Origin of the sequence: Chryseobacterium antibioticum (assembly GCF_012927325.1) — a bacterium.
GTDB classification, from domain to species: Bacteria; Bacteroidota; Bacteroidia; order Flavobacteriales; family Weeksellaceae; genus Chryseobacterium; species Chryseobacterium antibioticum.
The window spans coordinates 33,022-50,984 of record NZ_JABBGI010000012.1; the positions used below are offsets into that span (position 1 = coordinate 33,022).

Annotated in this window: 15 protein-coding genes; all 15 read right to left on the reverse strand. The window is 36.7% G+C overall.

Annotated features, from left to right (window positions below):
- Positions 1 to 80 precede the first annotated feature (80 nt).
- The 15 genes from HHL23_RS10685 to paaD all read right to left on the reverse strand — a co-directional run bounded on the left by HHL23_RS10685 (position 81) and on the right by paaD (position 17,903).
- Positions 81 to 2,765: a DEAD/DEAH box helicase family protein gene (locus HHL23_RS10685; RefSeq protein ID WP_169234797.1), complete on the reverse strand. Its 2,685-nt coding sequence runs from the start codon at positions 2,763 to 2,765 to the stop codon at positions 81 to 83.
- A gap of 36 nt (positions 2,766 to 2,801) precedes the next feature.
- Positions 2,802 to 3,485, reverse strand: a complete 684-nt coding sequence (locus HHL23_RS10690) for an SMUG2 DNA glycosylase family protein (RefSeq protein ID WP_169234798.1) — start codon at positions 3,483 to 3,485, stop codon at positions 2,802 to 2,804.
- Positions 3,486 to 3,494: 9 nt separating this feature from the next.
- Positions 3,495 to 5,195: an SWIM zinc finger family protein gene (locus tag HHL23_RS10695; protein ID WP_169234799.1), complete on the reverse strand. Its 1,701-nt coding sequence runs from the start codon at positions 5,193 to 5,195 to the stop codon at positions 3,495 to 3,497.
- A gap of 77 nt (positions 5,196 to 5,272) precedes the next feature.
- Complete coding sequence (gene paaZ / locus HHL23_RS10700; RefSeq protein WP_169234800.1) at positions 5,273 to 7,768, reverse strand: phenylacetic acid degradation bifunctional protein PaaZ; 2,496 nt, start codon at positions 7,766 to 7,768, stop codon at positions 5,273 to 5,275.
- Between the two features lie 26 nt (positions 7,769 to 7,794).
- Positions 7,795 to 7,974 carry a hypothetical protein gene (locus tag HHL23_RS10705; protein WP_169234801.1) on the reverse strand — a complete coding sequence of 60 codons (180 nt, stop codon included), beginning with the start codon at positions 7,972 to 7,974 and terminating at the stop codon, positions 7,795 to 7,797.
- A gap of 85 nt (positions 7,975 to 8,059) precedes the next feature.
- Positions 8,060 to 9,382: a DUF6624 domain-containing protein gene (locus tag HHL23_RS22510; RefSeq protein WP_228464708.1), complete on the reverse strand. Its 1,323-nt coding sequence runs from the start codon at positions 9,380 to 9,382 to the stop codon at positions 8,060 to 8,062.
- Positions 9,383 to 9,400: 18 nt separating this feature from the next.
- Positions 9,401 to 10,252 (reverse strand): alpha/beta hydrolase, encoded by an 852-nt coding sequence (locus HHL23_RS10715; RefSeq protein WP_228464710.1) that lies wholly within the window; start codon positions 10,250 to 10,252, stop codon positions 9,401 to 9,403.
- A gap of 34 nt (positions 10,253 to 10,286) precedes the next feature.
- Positions 10,287 to 10,880, reverse strand: a complete 594-nt coding sequence (locus tag HHL23_RS10720) for an acyltransferase (protein WP_169234802.1) — start codon at positions 10,878 to 10,880, stop codon at positions 10,287 to 10,289.
- A 119-nt stretch (positions 10,881 to 10,999) separates the two neighbouring features.
- Positions 11,000 to 12,205 carry a 3-oxoadipyl-CoA thiolase gene (gene pcaF, locus HHL23_RS10725; protein WP_169234803.1) on the reverse strand — a complete coding sequence of 402 codons (1,206 nt, stop codon included), beginning with the start codon at positions 12,203 to 12,205 and terminating at the stop codon, positions 11,000 to 11,002.
- 80 nt (positions 12,206 to 12,285) lie between these two features.
- Positions 12,286 to 12,645 (reverse strand): four helix bundle protein, encoded by a 360-nt coding sequence (locus HHL23_RS10730; RefSeq protein ID WP_169234804.1) that lies wholly within the window; start codon positions 12,643 to 12,645, stop codon positions 12,286 to 12,288.
- A gap of 66 nt (positions 12,646 to 12,711) precedes the next feature.
- Positions 12,712 to 13,125 carry a PaaI family thioesterase gene (locus HHL23_RS10735; protein WP_169234805.1) on the reverse strand — a complete coding sequence of 138 codons (414 nt, stop codon included), beginning with the start codon at positions 13,123 to 13,125 and terminating at the stop codon, positions 12,712 to 12,714.
- A gap of 72 nt (positions 13,126 to 13,197) precedes the next feature.
- Positions 13,198 to 14,331: a 3-hydroxyacyl-CoA dehydrogenase NAD-binding domain-containing protein gene (locus tag HHL23_RS10740; protein WP_169234806.1), complete on the reverse strand. Its 1,134-nt coding sequence runs from the start codon at positions 14,329 to 14,331 to the stop codon at positions 13,198 to 13,200.
- A gap of 89 nt (positions 14,332 to 14,420) precedes the next feature.
- Positions 14,421 to 15,221: an enoyl-CoA hydratase/isomerase family protein gene (locus HHL23_RS10745; protein WP_169234807.1), complete on the reverse strand. Its 801-nt coding sequence runs from the start codon at positions 15,219 to 15,221 to the stop codon at positions 14,421 to 14,423.
- Positions 15,222 to 15,533: 312 nt separating this feature from the next.
- Positions 15,534 to 17,291, reverse strand: a complete 1,758-nt coding sequence (locus HHL23_RS10750) for a right-handed parallel beta-helix repeat-containing protein (protein ID WP_169234808.1) — start codon at positions 17,289 to 17,291, stop codon at positions 15,534 to 15,536.
- Positions 17,292 to 17,438: 147 nt separating this feature from the next.
- Entirely contained in the window at positions 17,439 to 17,903 is a 465-nt protein-coding gene (gene paaD / locus HHL23_RS10755; protein ID WP_169234809.1) for a 1,2-phenylacetyl-CoA epoxidase subunit PaaD, read from the reverse strand.
- Between the last annotated feature and the right edge of the window lie 60 nt (positions 17,904 to 17,963).

The following is a 17,963-nucleotide window of genomic DNA, read 5'->3' on the forward strand; positions in this document are numbered from 1 at the left end:
TTTCATAAGCTATTTTTGCTGCAAAAAGATTCTAATGCATAAATAAGAAATCCCCCGATTATTCAGGGGATTTTTGTTTTTTACCGGGTCCATTTGTGAAGGTGCTCTATTCTTCCGTTTCTTTTTAGGAGGGACTGGAATCTTAGTTGTAATAATGTACGGCGTCCTTCAATGGTTCTGGTAAAGATCAGTTCAGATTTCTCAATCTTTTCACTCCATGATTTTGCAAACAAATCGGCACTTTTTTTGTTTCTGGCGAAAACCTCAGGCACAGGATAATAAATGTATTTCTTTGTGAAGAAAAGCTGGGTTTGCTGTTTAAGAAGGTACCTCGGATTATCTATCTTGGAAATTACTTCCTGCAAAACCTGGATAAACTGTGATTTTTCGTAATAGCTGCCACCATCCAGGTAACAAAACATATTATTTTTATCACCGGAACTTACCACTTTCATTTTCTCAGGAGCAGTAGTGATGATTCTCTCGTAGATCAGGCATTTTAGAACGATTTCACCAATGAGCCCCATATGACCTGCCACATTCTTATATTTCAGATATTGCTTTAATGCTCGGTAAAATTTCCCTCCGTAGATCACCAATCCCAGTGCTCCCAACAGAAATACGATCCAGGAAAGATTTTTAACAGAATCTATCCCTTGAATATTCTTCAGTATTCCTAAAAGAAGATCTTGCCAGAAGAGCAAAACAGATGAGATCATCACTTTGGAAAGATCTGCAGTCATTTTTCCGAGATACGTCATCTTCATGTCTTTTACCATCGTCATATCTTCGGAAGGAACCTTAATTTCTTCAACAAGAATATTACCTTTATCTAAAGCCGATTTCCAACGTTGTGATAAAGCTTCTCTGTTTTTAGCCAAAGAAAAACTTTCCTGATTGATGGATGGAATCTCATCTTCTCTCTCAATGGTTTTTATATGGAGTCTTTCAAAATTATTTTCGATGGAAGTTTCTTCCTGGGTTGAAATTCCCACAAAGGTTTTGAATCTCCTTTTGACAATATCCATATCCTGGCCGCCCTGCTCACTTTGTGGATCGAAACAGGCAAGATGCCATATGTTTCCGGTCTTTTGAGGGGTGTCTTTATCTATTCTTATCACTCTTCCTCTCATCTGGTTGGAAAGGACAAAGGAACTCACAAAACTGGCAAGAATCAGCGTGTTCATTTTAGGGGCGTCCCAGCCTTCTCCGAGTAAGGCTTTAGTTCCGATCAAAACCTGAATGTAGCCCTGCTGAAAAATTTCGGTGATGATATGTACAATATCATGCTTTATCTGCTCTGTAAGATTAATCTGGATATAATCTTTATCGTAAGTAATCGGAGAAAATGACATTCCGGATATCCCTTTCCTGATACACAGTTCATTCATCTTTTCTTTTGCAGAAACCGGAATGATGACAATACCTCCTGTCAGAACGCCTATTTTTTTATTTTGGAGATTGTCCCGTCTTAGTTTTTCGAAAATAGGAACTGCTCCAATTTTATCCAGCTGGAGATTATTTGTCGCCTCGGCAGTCAGGTATTCCTTTTTGATAAAGTCGGTAAGGATCACCATTTTCAGGTCTTCTTTAAGAATGAAAAACTCAAATTCAACAATATCTTTGATACCCTGCAGCTTTCCTATACTGGAATTGAGGATCTGGCTTACATTTTTATTATTGAAAAAACTGATGGTTTTTTTTTCAAGAAACCCCTGTCTTTTCAATCTGTTTCCTAAAGCGGTACGGTGTTCTTCATTATTTTTAAAATTCACTTCATCAACGATCAGGTAAAAGTCAAGAAGTTCTTCGAGCCAGAAAAAATCAAATTCCGGAATATACTGATGCTGATCACCAATAATCTCAAAGTGAATTTTTGAAATCTCTTTTTCACTGAAATGAAGATAGATAAGCCCTGAGGTATAAGAGGATATGTTTTCATAAATCCATTCCAAATTCCCCATTGGATTTTGATAAACGGGATGTTGTTCCAATGCATTGAGAAGAACATCATCATTTTCAATTTCTTTCAAAAAGGCTTCTGCCTGGGAATGGTAATGTTCTATTTTTTGCTGTTCTTCATAGGACGGCAGTGTAAAATACACCAAATCCTGATGTGGACATAGATCGCCTTCAATCATTAATTCAGGAACGGAAATCTCTGTGTCTATAGGACCATTCAGCTGGAGGTATTTTTGCCATTCTGAACCGGATACATCGAAAGGCGGTGTTGCAGTGAGGGATACAACGGTGGGATCTATGACAGCTTTTAACTCCATCAAACTTCTCCACCATGCATTTTTCAGATGATGGGCTTCATCAAAAATAAAGGTTTTTACTTTCTGCTTTTGTAGTTTCTTTATCATTTCAGATAAGGAAATCCTTGTCGATTTTTTATCATCTTCTGTTTCGTCATCTTCTGGGTGACCGGAAGCAGCGTGAATTCCCTGATAGGTAGTTACGGTAATAAGTCTGGGATTTTTAATATCGGTGGATATCCAGTCAGGTATTGTTTCTGTATCAAGAAAAAGTTCGCAGAATCTTTGAACCCACTGATTTTTGACAGCTAAAGTTGGGGCAACTATGAGTGCCGGTTTATTCAGTCTGAGCATGACTTCCAGTCCCAGTACTGTTTTTCCGGAGCCTGGAGGTGCTGTGACGTGCAGATGATTGTTGGCAAGATATTCATCCAGATTATCCAGAAATCTCTTCTGATAAGCACGCCAGCTGTATTTAAATTTTATATGGTCAGGAAAGATAGTCATGTTCAATAGTTCTGTTCAACATCATGCAATTAACATTTATTTTTTCAATGCTAAAATATATTTATCGATGTACAGCTGCTTTTCTTTTGTTTTATACTGCTGGATGTATCTTGGATGTTCAAGAACGGTCATCTTTTCAAATAACTGAGCTTCTTTATTCAATGCTGAAATAAATTCTGAATTCTTTTTTCCGAGAACAAATACTTCGGAAGTATCCACGCCCAGGCTGATATGTTTCTTCAGTGAATCGATCATAAAATCTTTTACGGCTTCAAAGAGTTTTTTATCATCATAATAATTCGCATTGAGCCATCCGGTTTTTGCTTTTCTTACAATAGCCAGCGGAAAGGGTGAATTGATATAAACATCCTGATAAAATTCTTCTACCCCGCCATATTCAGCGATCATATCGTACATGAAAACCGAGGAAACTTCATGAGTACGGGCCGACTGCATTGTAATGCCACAAATAGCCTCAAGCCTTTTGGTATCGGTAAACGGAACACCCGTCACTCCTGCTCCATGTCTGCTTGGATTGATCCCGATCATCAATTTCCTTTTGTTCAGATCATTGTAGTATTTATGATAAAACTCCTGCATGACTGTCATCGTCTCCGGATTGTCCAGGTACGGATTCATAGCCTCAAAGCCTTCAGGAAGTTCTCCTGAAAACTGAAGGTTTTTATTGAATGCTATGACTTTGTCTCCGAATTTTTCCATTCAACTTTATCAGACCTTGTCCAGTTCATCTATAAGAGCTTTCTTTTTTGGAAACGTTACTTTGAAACGCTGGACCATTTCTTTCACCTTGTCCTCTGCCCCCATCTTCTTTATTTTCTTTAAATAAATACAGATACTTTTATAATTGCTCCTAGATGAAGCTTCATCTATAACAGAATTGATATATTGAATATAAAGATTTATAATTTCAGGAAGAAATAGGTGCTTTATGTATTCTTCATACATTTCTAAAAAATGAATTGACTGTGACTTTTTTACCAGTTCGAACAAGTTTGTCCATCTTTTTTCCCTTATGTATAAACTGGCTGCAAGTTCATATTTTCCACGATATCTTTCTTGCTTTAAAATATCAGAAATCATTTCATCAACAAATTCCTGCCAGTTTTCTTCTGCAACATGTTTTTTCAGGATCTCATAATAATCCCGCTCCGGATAAAAATTATCTTTTAAGAGATATCGGGCATATAATACAATATATTCTTGATCATTCTCCAGCTCTGCGATTTTAAGCAAGTGATTATACCATTTCTTGACAAGTCCCGGTCTTTCTTTTCTATCTAAAACAACCCCTTCCTTTGCTATTTCTTTTGCTTTCCCGTATTCAAAATTATGGATGGCTATAGAAATGGCCTTACTTCTAAGTTCAGTATTATGAAGGTTTCCATTTAAAAACTTTTCGGCTTCATCTATGCCTTTCCACTTCAGGAGCGTGTCATATTTAAGATTTTCTAATTTTTCCACGCCGTAATCATTATCTTTTTCTGAATTTCCTGAAATTCTTATCAATATTTGTTCTGCTTCCTTTTTGTTTTTAACAAATTTACCCGATAGAACCAACATCGCTTCGTGCCAGCCCCATCCTTTAAATTTATTTTTATCAAAGACCTCAAAACAATAAGACATGATTTCTTTTCTCAAATCCTCAGGCAGTTCTGATAAAGCAATTGTCTCAAGAGCACTGAAGGAGCCGTCTATCAGTGAAGATAAATATCCATCACTATCATCACAAAATTGCGTTGCAGCAATTGATTCCTCCAGAAGCGCGGAAGACCTGTAAAATACTGTAATCAGATTGCCTTGATCTATATATTTTTCTATATCAGATAAAAAAGCAAGCAGTTGATTGCCCACTTTTTTCATTTGGTATCGTTCAATGAAGCCGTATCTATCTTTGCCTGATCTATAAATATCTTTTATTTGCCCTTGATAAAGTTCAAAAGAGTCGTTTCCGGAAATAACAGCAAAATTGCTGATAAAGGCATTATTGAAGTTCCTATCAGTACTGGTATAATCCAAAACAAACTTTTTTAATTCTTCATGTGAAATTGTATCCAATATCTTTGAGAAATCAACCTTTTGCTTAGGTTTCGCTTTAGCCTTAGATTTTGTTTTTTGTGATTCTTCCACTATATCTATAGTTTTATATTGTTGTAAAATGGAAAATAAAACGGCAACTTCATGTTTACAAAACTCACCATGATCATATGGACAATCACAAAAGTGCTCTTGGATTTCACCATCATGCAACCTTATTTCAACTTCATAATTCTCTGTTCCTGAAACTATTGCAGTAAAATGATCTTCCTCTAATTCTGTAATATATTCAACAAAACCATTCTTATAGTATTCTCTGGCTCTATCAACAATTTTAGAATCAATCATATTTTCAAAATTCGTTATTGAAATCATTTGTATTTTATCTTTTTACGTGTATAATAACCATATCACAATTTGCAAATTTATTCATTATTACACTGTTTATTACATTAAATCAATCCAAACTGTTCAAAATGGTGTGTAAAATGCTTTTTGTGCATCAGCTCCCACATTTCTTTGTTCAGTTTTCCGAACACAAAGTTCATATGTTCTGCCTGTGGATTTTCTTTGTAGTACACTGAAAATCTTTTTAAATTATCCAGGAAAGACTGTTTGGCAGCATCCAGATTTTTATGCTTTAATTCCAGCAAAGTTTCATCTTCAGCTAAGAAAGGAGCCGGGAAATCTTTAGGCATTTTTCTGTGGTTATACAGTGAATCCTGCCATTTTTCCAATTGTTCTTCCGGTGTGAAGCACTTGTCGGCTTCCGGTTCGCCTAAACTTACCAAAACTCCGTGCTCTAGATGTTCAATCATTTGCTGAGGTGATATTTTACCCCAGTTTAGCGGAGTGGTTTCTGTCAGGCCTCCCAATATTTTCTGAACATTTTTCACATTCAGATCAATGAAAGGAGAATGCTTTGCCACCAATGTTAAGATGGTTGCTACACAAACGATCTCATCTCTTTGGTTAACTACTTCCACCAACCATTTTACAACACCGGAAGGAATATTTCTTCCTTTTACGCCTCTGTTTATTTTTTCTTTTGCTGTTAAATACACTGTGATGGTATCTCCAGCATAAACAGGTTTAAAGAATGAACAGTTTTCCAATCCATAATTCGCGATAACAGGTCCTTTTTTCCCTGAAACGAACAGTCCTGCCGCTGCTGAAAGAATGAAATATCCGTGAGCCACTGTTTTATCGAAAATAGTTCCCGTTAAGCTTGTAGCATCGGTATGCGCATAGAAGTGATCCCATGAAACGTTGGAGAAGTTAACAATATCTGCATCGGTAACTGTTCTTCCTGCTGTTTCTAATGAATCGCCCACTTCAACATCTTCGAAATATTTCTGAAACGGATGTTTGTCTGAGAATTTTTTCTCTGCACCCTGCTGATAGACTTTTGTAATGGCCGTCAACACATCCGGAGAACCTTGAATGGCTGTTTTCTGAAGGAAGAAATGAAGACCATTCAATCCACCCATTTCTTCACCTCCACCAGCTCTACCAGGACCGCCGTGCATCAATGTAGGTAACGGCGAACCATGACCTGTACTTTCTTTGGCGTTATCTCTGTTCAGAACAAAAATTCGACCGTGCTGGGAAGCCATTTTCCATGAAGTTTCTGCGATAAAGCTTTCGTCATGAGAAATAATAGACCCTACTAAACTTCCTTTCCCTCTTTTTGCCAAAGCTGCCGCTTCTTCTGCGTCTTTGTACGGCATCAAAGTCGAAACTGGTCCGAAAGCTTCTACATCATGAGAGATATTTTTCTCGAATGGCTTATCGTTTAAGAATAGTTTCGGGCTCATAAATGCTCCGTTATCGTAATCTGCATCTATAAGTTCATGTTTTCCGTCGTAAACTAATTCTGTTTCTGATTTTAAAATATTTACTTTTCTTACCACCTCATCGTACTGCTGCTTTCCTACAAGTGATCCCATTCTGGTTTCTCTGCTTAACGGATTTCCGATTTTGGTTTGGTCTAAAGCTTTAGATAAAGCGTTCTGAACATCCCCGATGAGGTGCTCAGGAACAATGATTCTTCTTATGGCTGTACATTTCTGACCTGCTTTGGTCGTCATTTCAGTACGTACTTCTTTGATGAAGAGATCAAACTCCGGAGTTCCCGGTTTTGCATCCAGACCCAAAATTGAACAGTTCAGAGAATCTGCTTCCATATTGAATCGTACTGCATTTCCAGCGATGGAAGGCATTGATTTCAGTTTTCTTCCAGTATGGGCAGAACCTGTGAACAATACGGAATCTCCATCCTGAACATAATCCAAGATATTTCCAGGCTCACCGCAAACCAACTGAAGCGCTCCTTCCGGAAGGACACCACTTTCGATCATATCCTGAAAAACGGCATTCGTCAGGTAAGAACCGTAAGGAGATGGTTTTACAATCGAAGGAACACCTGCCAACAATGATGTAGATAGTTTCTCCAACATTCCCCAAACCGGAAAGTTATAAGCATTGATCTGTATGGAAACGCCTTCACTTGGTGTCAGAATGTGAGTTCCCAGAAAAGTTCCGTTGGCAGAAATTTTCTGAGTTTCGCCATCTACCCAGAACGGAGTGTTTGGAAGCATTCTTTTGGCTAACCCGGAATAGGTAAAGAAAGTACCGAAACCTCCTTCTATATCTACCCATGAATCTGCGTGAGTAGCTCCTGTTTTATATGATAATTCGTAATATTTTTTCTTTCTTTCCAAAAGATAAAGAGCCACTTTTTTCAGCATCTCCCCTCTGTCATAGAACGTCATGGAGGAAAGGTTCTTGTAGCCTACTGTTCTTCCGTAGTCAAGAGCCTGCTCAAAATTAAGCCCTTCTGTATCTGAAACAGCGACCTGCTCGCCTGTAACGGCATTGTACAAAGGCATTCCGTTTCCGGTACCTTCTACCCATTCTCCGTAGATGTAATTTTTCAGTTTTTCCATATTATTTTTAACTTTTTACCTGACTTTTATTTTTTAACAATGAGTTGTACTATTTTTCTTCCTGCCATAAACAGCAAGAACAGAATAAGGGAAAAATCCAGAATCAGGACTGCATCTACAAACAGAGTGTAGAGAAAGTCCTTCTGCTTCAATTTTCTGATCACCGCCTCTGATTCTACATGTTCCAGCGCATCAGAAATTCCCACTGACTCCCATAATAGATAGAACCCAACATAATTGGCTCCAATAAGAGCAATGAACAGGAAAATCCAATATTTTTCAGAAGATCCATTATTTCTTTTTTTGAAGCTCCAGCGCTTCTTTCAATGTATATTTTTTGTATTCGATACCTCCCACATCCTTAGCGTAATCTTCTATGGTCTTGCTAAATCCTGAATTCTTTCTCAGCTCGTTGACATGGTCCGGATCTTTTATAGGCCACACAAATGACAGCGTTTCCGCTTTTCCGTCCTTTGTTGTAAAAATCGAATGGATCTGCGTTCCATAGATCTGTTCTTTGTTGTCGTACATCAGCTTTCTGTCTAGCATCATGGCATAGAGTCTGAATGGCAGTTCTTTTTCGTCTGTTGCTTTTTTAATCAGAGGAAAATATTTTTCAATTTTAGGGGAATGCTGGATAACATTCCATACGGCATAATTCTCAGGTTCGCCCACCATAGATTTTCCTGGGTACCCGTATTTTTCAATGATTTTCTCTACTTTAACAAGGTTCTCCTGATCCTGATCGTCCATCTTTTTGATGAGTCCGCTACCAACATCTTCCTTGGACAGGTTTTTCTCTTTTATGATCTCTGCCTTTCTTTCGGGCGTAATGCTAGACTGCATCAATTCCCGGTAGATCTGGTCGTCTTTATAAATCTGTGCAAGCTCTTTTTTGAGTTCAAGGTTGAGCGGTTTTTCTTCAGTTTTCTTATCACCTCCGAACTTTAACACTTCTTCCAAAGTATAGTTTTTAAAAACAAAATCCTTTCCGTAGAGACGTTTAGCATTATCTTCCACCGTTTGATCAAAACCGGCTTCTTTCCTGAGTTTGTTTACATTTTTAACATCTTTAATAGGCCAGATGATAGGCTCGCTTTCTTTCTCTCCGTCGTGAGAAGAAAATCCCTGAGTTCCATAGATCTGCTCTTTTCCATCATGCATTAACTGTCTGTCCAGCATCATGGCATACAGTCTAAACGGAATTTCTTTATGATCAGCAGCCGTTTTAATAATTGGCATATACTGATCTATTTTCGGAGAATGCTGAATAACCAACCAAGCTGTTTCATTCTCGGGCTCTCCTACCAGAGACTTCCCCGGGTAGCCATTTTCTGCAATAATTTTTTCAACTTTTTTGAGATTTTCATCATCCTGCTCGTCCATTAGCCTCCATATTCTATCCGTAACATCTTCCTTTGTAAGATTTTTTTCTTTCATGACCTTTTCCCTTTGCTCCTGTGAAACATTCGGTTGTATCAGCTCACGATATATTTGATCATCTCTATGAATCTGTGTTAATTCATTTTTAAGCTTCAAATTCATTTTCTTCTGCTGATTTTCCTGAGCATTGATCATAATTGAAAAGAAAAGGGCGAAAAATAAATATCTCATGATTTGTGTTTTAGGTCTTTATTTTTTGGGTTCTTTATACGGAAACAATTTCACCAAACCTTCATACAAACTTCTATGAAGAATCGTTGCATGATTGTCCCCTTCCATCATTTTATATTCTACCGTCCAGTTTTTTTTATTTGATTTTTTAAGCGTATCATATAGATCTTCTGCGTCTTTGACCATTACCGGATGTTCACCTTTTCCTACAGAAACATAAACGAATTTTTTGGTATCCGGAATTGTAGACAATAACTTATTCGCCTGTTTCAAAAGACTTTCATCGTCCCACCATAAACTTGGACTGATGATGAAATAATTATTAAACATTTCAGGTTTTTTCAACAATATTTCTGTTGCCAGAAGTCCGCCAAGAGATTGACCGAACACATAGGTGTCAGTAGTTTTAAACTGATTTTCGATATAAGGTTTTAATTCTTTTTCCAAGAAATTAATAAACTTATCAGAATGTCCTGTTGTAGGATAATCTTTCTGTAAATCTTTTAAATCGGTGTGAAAAGTGAAATCTCTTTTTCTGTCAATATTGGCAATCCCCACCACAATGGTTTCAGGCATCGCATACATTTGATTAAAAAACTGTACTAATCCTGAAACGTGGATGAAGTCTTCATTTATTGAGCCATCCAGCAGATAGATCACCGGGTATGATTTTGTTTTATCAAAACCTTGTGGCAGATAAATATTTAAAGTTCTGTCTTCATTTAAGATCTTAGACTTGAGTGTTCTTACCTCTCCAATAGTCAACGGTTTTACTTTCTCATTCTGGGCTAAAACCATGAATTGAAAAGCAAACAGCATACTACAGGCAATGAGCATCTTTTTAATCATCTTCTTTTTCGTTTGTATCATACAATCTTATCCGTTTTGAATAAGGTTTAAAAATTTATTTTAAATCTGCCCAGATGCTGTAATCAACAGTTTTGGTAGCGGTCTGTTCTACATATTCTGAGAACGGTTCACATGGCAGAATAGCATCTTTTCCTTCTCTTGCCAACTGTTGGTAAAGCTTGGTTCCTTCCGTTTTCCAATGGATCATTTCATCGGAAACATCGCGGATAATCTTTGCAGGGCTTCCTACGATCAGTTTTCTGGGTCCGCACGTAAAATTAGCAGGAACAAATGCCAGAGCCCCAATGATGCACTCATCTCCGATGACCGCTTTATCCATCACTACGGAATTCATTCCCACAAGACAGTTTTTACCGATATGCCCTGAATGGATAATGGCACCATGTCCGATATGGGCAGATTCTTCAAGTATGGTTTCGATATTCGGGAAAACATGAAGGGTACAGTTTTCCTGGACATTGGCTCCGTCTTTAATGATAATTTTCCCCCAGTCACCGCGGATCACGGCATTGGGTCCGATATATACTTCTTCACCGATCTCCACATTCCCAATAATCACCGCCTGCGGATGAATATAAGCAGAAGGCTTGATGATGGGACGGATACCGTGGTATGAGTAGATGTTCATAAAATTTAATTATTTTAATTTAACAATGTATCAGTGTAACAATGTACCAATCTGAAAATTCCGAGGTCAGATTAATTGTTACACTGATACTTTATTAGATTGTTACATTATTGAAAAAGTTACACTTTTTCAATGACCATTGCATAGCCTTGTCCGACACCGATACAAAGGGTACACAATGCATATTTTTTATCCTGCTTCTGAAGTTCCATAGCTGCAGAACCAATGATTCTTGCTCCTGAAACTCCCAGTGGATGGCCAATGGCAATAGCTCCTCCGTTTGGATTCACTCTTGAATCATCATCCTGTAAACCTAAGCTTCTGGTCACGGCTAAAGCCTGTGCTGCAAATGCTTCGTTCAGTTCAATGATATCCATATCATCAAGGGAAAGGTTTAATCTTTTTAATAATTTTTGAGTAGCTTCTACAGGTCCGATTCCCATAATTCTGGGCTCTACTCCAGCTACGGCAGATCCTAAGATTTTAGCTTTTGGTTTTAAACCATATTTTTTTACCGCTTCTTCGCTTGCCAGGATAAGAGCTGCTGCTCCGTCATTCATTCCTGAAGCATTTCCGGCAGTTACGGTTCCCTCTTTTCTGAAAGCGGGACGAAGTTTTCCTAAACCTTCCATGGAAGAGGTCGATTTGATAAATTCATCCTGATCAAAAATTTTAGGTTCACCTTTTTTCTGAGAAATTTCAACTTTTACAATTTCTTCCGCCAGTCTTCCACTTTGCTGAGCTTTTGTCGCTTTCTGCTGAGACCATAAAGCAAATTTATCCTGATCTTCTCTGCTGATATTATGCATATCTGCCAAGTTTTCAGCGGTATCACCCATTCCGTCAACGCCGTACATTTCTTTCATCTTCGGATTGACAAAACGCCATCCGAAAGTGGTATCAAACATCTGGCTGTCTCTTCCGAAAGCAGCACCGGGTTTAGACATTACGTAAGGCGAACGAGTCATGTGCTCTACTCCACCTGCAATATAAATTTCACCTTCTCCTGCAGCAATGGAACGGAAAGCATTGGCTACCGCCGACATTCCCGAAGCACAAAGCCTGTTTACCGTTTCTCCTCCTATTTTGTAAGGCAGTCCAGCCAATAGAAGAGCCATTCTTGCTACGTTACGGTTATCTTCCCCGGCCTGGTTAGCACATCCGAAAATAACGTCCTCAATTTCCTCTGCAGGAACTTCAGGATTTCTTGCCATAACTTCTTTAATAACCACTGCTGCCAGATCATCAGCTCTTACTTCTGATAATCCACCCTGTAGTTTTGAGATTGGGGTTCTCACGTAGTCTATGATGTATACGTTGTTCATAATGTTTTAATTTAACAATCTAATAATGTAGCAGTGTAACAATTATTGGCACATTGTAAACTGGCACATTGTTAGATTAATCAAGGTTTGTTTTTATTTAAACTTGTACTTAATATTTTATATATAATCTTTCCTAATTCTATAATTTGATGTTCTAATTTTTCATCAAATGGATAATTTTTGGAATGCTTACACAGATATAGCCAATATTTGGTTTCTTCCAATTCTTTGGCTGAAATTTTCAACTTATTGATAAAATCATTTTTACTGTGAGGGTTTTGCGCTTCAAATGCATTTGCACCGATGCTTGTTCCGGAGCCTAATAATTGTTTCGCAATAACAAATTTCCTTTTTTCCTCTAACAACTCACAAAATTCAATTATATCTAAGGAAAACTGAACCGTTTTCTGAATCAATGGATTATTCTCGAAATTTATCATTTGTGTTTAAAATTATTTTATTTCATCATTGTTAAATTGTTATACTGATACATTGTTACATTGAGCCTACAGCTCCGTTACTTTTTTTCCAATTTTATAGACAGTTCCGACGAATTTTGCGATCAGGTCATTATTTTGATTGGTGATCTTGATGTCGTAAACGGCTGTTTTCCTGGTATCATTGACCAGAATGCTTTCTGCTCTGAAAACATCACCTTCTTTTCCGGCTTTGGTAAAATTGATGATACAGTTGAGGGCTACGGCCGCATCTCCGGTGTTGTTGGACGAAAATGCCAGTGCAGAATCTGCAAAAGCGAACGTCACACCTCCGTGAACCGTTTTCAACCCATTAATCATCTCTTTCTTGATGGGCATTTCTATTAAGCAATAGTTTTCTTTGACTTCGATCATCTTGATATTCATCCACTGGGAAAAATAATCCTGATCGAACATATAATCTGCAACTTGTCTCGGCGTCATAATTTTCTAATTTACCAATATAACAGTATAAAAATGTACCAATTATTGTTACACTGTTAAATTTTTATATTGTTACATTTTACGAAGTAAGGGACTTTGTCTGTACCTTTCTTCCTGATATTCTTCATAAAGGGTTTGAAGGGTTTCGGCTATTTTTGAATAACCGATTTCTTTTCCCCAGCTTAATAATCCTTTTGGATAATTTACTCCCTTCTGCATAGCCAGCTCAATGTCTTCTTCGTTAGCAACCCCTAATCTTTTGGCTTCTACAGCTTCGTTGATCAACATTGAAATAATTCTTAAAAAGATCTGCTGATACAGTGCATCGTCTTTTTGAGCAAGAGGTTTTTCTGCCCCTTCACTGTAATCATAGAAACCTTTTCCGGTTTTTCTGCCGTGAAGTTTGGCTTCAGACATTCTTTGCTGAAGAAGAGACGGTTTGTATTTAGGGTCGTAGAAATAATCTTTGTAAACGGTAGTGGTTACGGCAAAATTAACATCAACCCCAATTAAATCCATTAATTCAAATGGTCCCATTTTGAAGTTTCCTACTGTTTTCATGGCTTCATCAACCTGTTCCGGTGTTGCGATGTTTTCTTCAACAATTCTTAATCCTTCCCCATAGAAAGGGCGGGCAATTCTGTTAACGATAAATCCAGGAATATCTTTGGCAATCACAGGTGTTTTTCCCCAATCTTTCATAAGACTGTAGATTTTTTCCGCTAATGATTTTTCTGTTAATAAGGATGGAATAACCTCAACTAAAGGCATCAATGGTGCCGGATTGAAAAAATGAATTCCAATGAAACGCTCCGGTTTCTTTAATTCTGCACCGAGAGAGGTGATAGAAATGGATGAGGTATTGGAACCGATAATACAGTCTTCGGAAACATAGGTTTCCAGTTCTGTAAATACTTTGGTTTTTATGTCTTTGTTTTCGATGATGGCTTCGATCACGAGATCGGAATCTTTCAGATCCTGTAAAGCTTCACCTTTAACGATATTGTTTCTGATTTCTGTGGCTTTTTCCTGAGAAATTTTAGCTTTATCCACTAATTTCTGAAGTGTTTTCTCTAAGCCTGATAGTGCTTTATCAATCTGCGGAGCATTTGCGTCGAATAAAACGACTTTGCATCCCGCTGTTGCAGCTACCTGAGCAATTCCTACGCCCATGGTTCCTGCCCCAATAATTCCTATATTGTTCATGTTCTGTATTGTGTAAAATGTACAATGTAAAAAGTATGATTATGGCAACGTACCTTGTACATTATACTTTTTACATTGTACAAAATCTTTTATTTTCCTTTGTAGTCAGGTTTTCTTTTCTGTAAAAAGGCGTTTACCCCTTCGATGAAATCTTCTGTTTGTGCAGCTTCCTGCTGTAGATCGCCTTCCAGTTCAAGTTGCTCTTTTAATGTGTTGTTATAAGATTGAGCAAAAGCTTTTTTAGTTAATTTAATCGCAGCTGTTGGCATATTGGACATTTTTCCAAGGATCTCCATAGATTTAGGAGCGAATTCTTCTTCTGTGAAAACTTCAGCCACTAAACCATAAGATTTAGATTCTTCAGCAGACAATCTTTTTCCTGTAAATGCTAAATAATTAGCTAGCTGTCTTCCTAATAATTTGGGAAGGAAATACGTTCCTCCCGTATCAGGAATCAATCCGATATTAGAGAATGCCTGAGCAAAATAAGATTTGTCCACAGCTAAAACAAAGTCACAGATCAAAGCCAACATCGCCCCAGCACCTACTGCAGGACCATTTACCAATGCCACAACAGGTTTTTTACAACGTGTGATTTCTGTTACCAAAGGATTGTAGTAATCTACTACGATTTTTCTGATGATATCGTTATCATGGTGTTCATTGCCCTGTACGAAAGCATCATCCAGATTCTGACCGGAGCAGAAAGCTCTTCCTCTTCCTGAAATTGCTACACATCTTACTGTAGGGTCTTCACTACATTCTTTTATAAAATCCTTTAGATCTGATAAAGATGGCTTTGTAAGCGCATTCATTGTTTCCGGCTGATTGAGGTAAGCAATTTTCAGTTTTCCGTCAAAATGCGTTTCAATATCGAGTTGTGTATACATGGTTTTAAATTAAAAAATTAAATGATTAAAGAATTAAAAAATTACACTGCTCTAATTTAACAATATAAAATAATGTGGCAATCTGTCTTACGTAACAATCTAACAGATTAACGATGCAGCAAATAATTTAACAATTTATCAGTTTACCAATGTAACAATTATTTTGGCATTGGTAAACTGATTCATTGTTACATTAAATACCCAGTTTCGCAACATTGATCACCAGAATTTCGGGATCGGGAACCAGCGATAGTATGTTTAAAATATTTTCTTGCATGTTTGTTTATCTAAAAGAAAATATCATTTAGCCCATTAAATAAGTACGTTGTTATAAAAATTTTCGTGAAAAATTGTACCGACAGCTTGATCAAGAATCGCCTCAATTGATGCATTATAAATCAAATTATCTTTAACTAGGACCTTTTTAGTTCTTATATAAAGTCCTCGTTCAACATTTTCAATAGTATTAGCAGTAACGCTCACAACATTATCAAGTGAAGTACCTGTATTTATAATAATTCCGTATCCTTTATTATTACTTGATATAAAATTGTTATTAATGAGTACTCTTCCCATAAATTTAGAATCTACATCCAAACCATTTATCTGAACCCCTACAAACCCATTAAAATTGAGTTCTGGTCTTCCATTAAGATGATTATCATTGATATAAATTTTTTCTATTTTTTTAGGTTCAAGTGGAGTATTATTAAATCCTGTTTTAAATCCTTCTACATTAATACCAATTCCTATAAGGTTAAAACCCTGATTATTATTAATTGATACCACACTTACATCACCATGAATTTTGATTCCATATCTTAAATTATACATTTTATTATTTGAAATCTCAATGTTTTCTGCTGCACAAAAAGGAGAAAGCCCTAGCACTGCAATACCATGACTTAATTCTGTTGCTGCATCCAGAATATTGTTATGAATACTTATATTCTTAAATTTCGTTTGATTATATTTTGCTTCTTCCCTTGAAGCAGCCATAATCATTCCGTCCTGATCAGCAATCAACTGATGGATAATGTTATTACATATAATTCCATTTTCTCTGGTTCCATCAAATCTAATAGCTCCCCATGTCAAGTTTTTAAATATATTATTAGAAACAATAAAATTATTCACATTATCATAGAAATCTATTGCATAGAGTCTGTGTACTCCAGTATGGTTTCTTCCACAATATTCAAAGAAGTTATTGTTTATGAGTACGGATCCTTTTTCTCCCAGCTCAAAAGCAAAAATAGCAACTACCCCATGATCCGGATTATGATTTTCTGCATTTTTGAACGCATTATTTTCCAAAATTACCTTTGCGAAAGGACATTGTGCAACAACTAAATGTTCCATCACATAAATTTGCTCTTGAACATTACTTTCGAAAAGGTTATTATTAACATTTATATTTCCATAACAGGAGAAAATACGTACAGCTCGATTATATAAATCAAAAAAGTGACAATTTATAATTTCTATATTACTTGATGTGGTAAAAAACATACCTCCATTGTATTCTTTTTGAGCAGCATCATCTGCGGCACTATAAGTAATTAAATTACTCTTATTCTGATCGAATCTAAGTCCTTCTATGATAACATTATGACAATTAGTAAAGCTAAAATAAAATCCTTCAAGACGATCTTGGTCCTTTTTATCTGATTTTATTAATGTATGCTGCCTATCTCCTAAAAGTTTAAAACATGAAATACCTGCAAAATTTAATTGTTCATTAACAATGTACTCTTTTGCATCAAATCTTAAAATCGCTCCCAAATATCCCGCGGTATTGATCGCTTTAGTTAGCATGACTTTATCTCCGGTCCCATTTGTTAAATCAGTGGGATAACTACATCTATACCACTCTATATTAATGGTATTCTCTGTATAAATGGCTTTATAATATTTCCCATTTTCAGTAATTAAAACAACTCCATCTACCAAGCTTGGATCCAAATCTATTTCCTGATAACGGATAACTTCTCCGGTATTGTGAAATGTTTTAATAATATTGGATTCCTGACATGTTGATGGAAATTTCTGGCTGTTGCAATTTGTCATAATAAATGTGTTGTGTTGATTATTTTAAATAAGATCATTAAAAAATGATACTGAAGCAAAACTAAGCGCTGCTAACGACAAAACTTGTCGTATCATTTTGTTATTTACATCATGAAGTCATTTATTTTGAAAATGACTTCTTACTATTTAATGACATTTAAAATAATCAAACGGCTCCAGACAGTCTAAGCATTGATAAGAGGCTTTACACAAGGTAGATCCGAATCTACTGATCTGTTTTGAATTCATAGAGCCACAACGCGGACATTTTTTCGGTTTCCCAATGTGATGTTCGTCTGCTCCTTTTTCAGGAGGTGTGATTCCGTAAACACGAAGTTTTTCTCTCGCTTCATCTGTTAACCAATCTGTTGTCCATATGGGAAACATTTTGGTTACTACTTTGGCATCCCAGCCGTGTTCCTTCATCAATTTTACAATGTCTTCCTCAATAGTGAACATGGCAGGACAGGCAGAATAAGTTGGCGTAATCGTTACTTCACAAGTATTCTCGCCAGTCACTTTTGCCTCTCTTACAATACCTAATTCCACAACATTGATCACCGGAATTTCGGGATCGGGAACTAATTCTAATATTTCTAAGGGATTTTTCATTTTTAAAATGTAACAATTTATCAATCTAACAGTCTAGCAATTAATTGTTACATTGTTAAA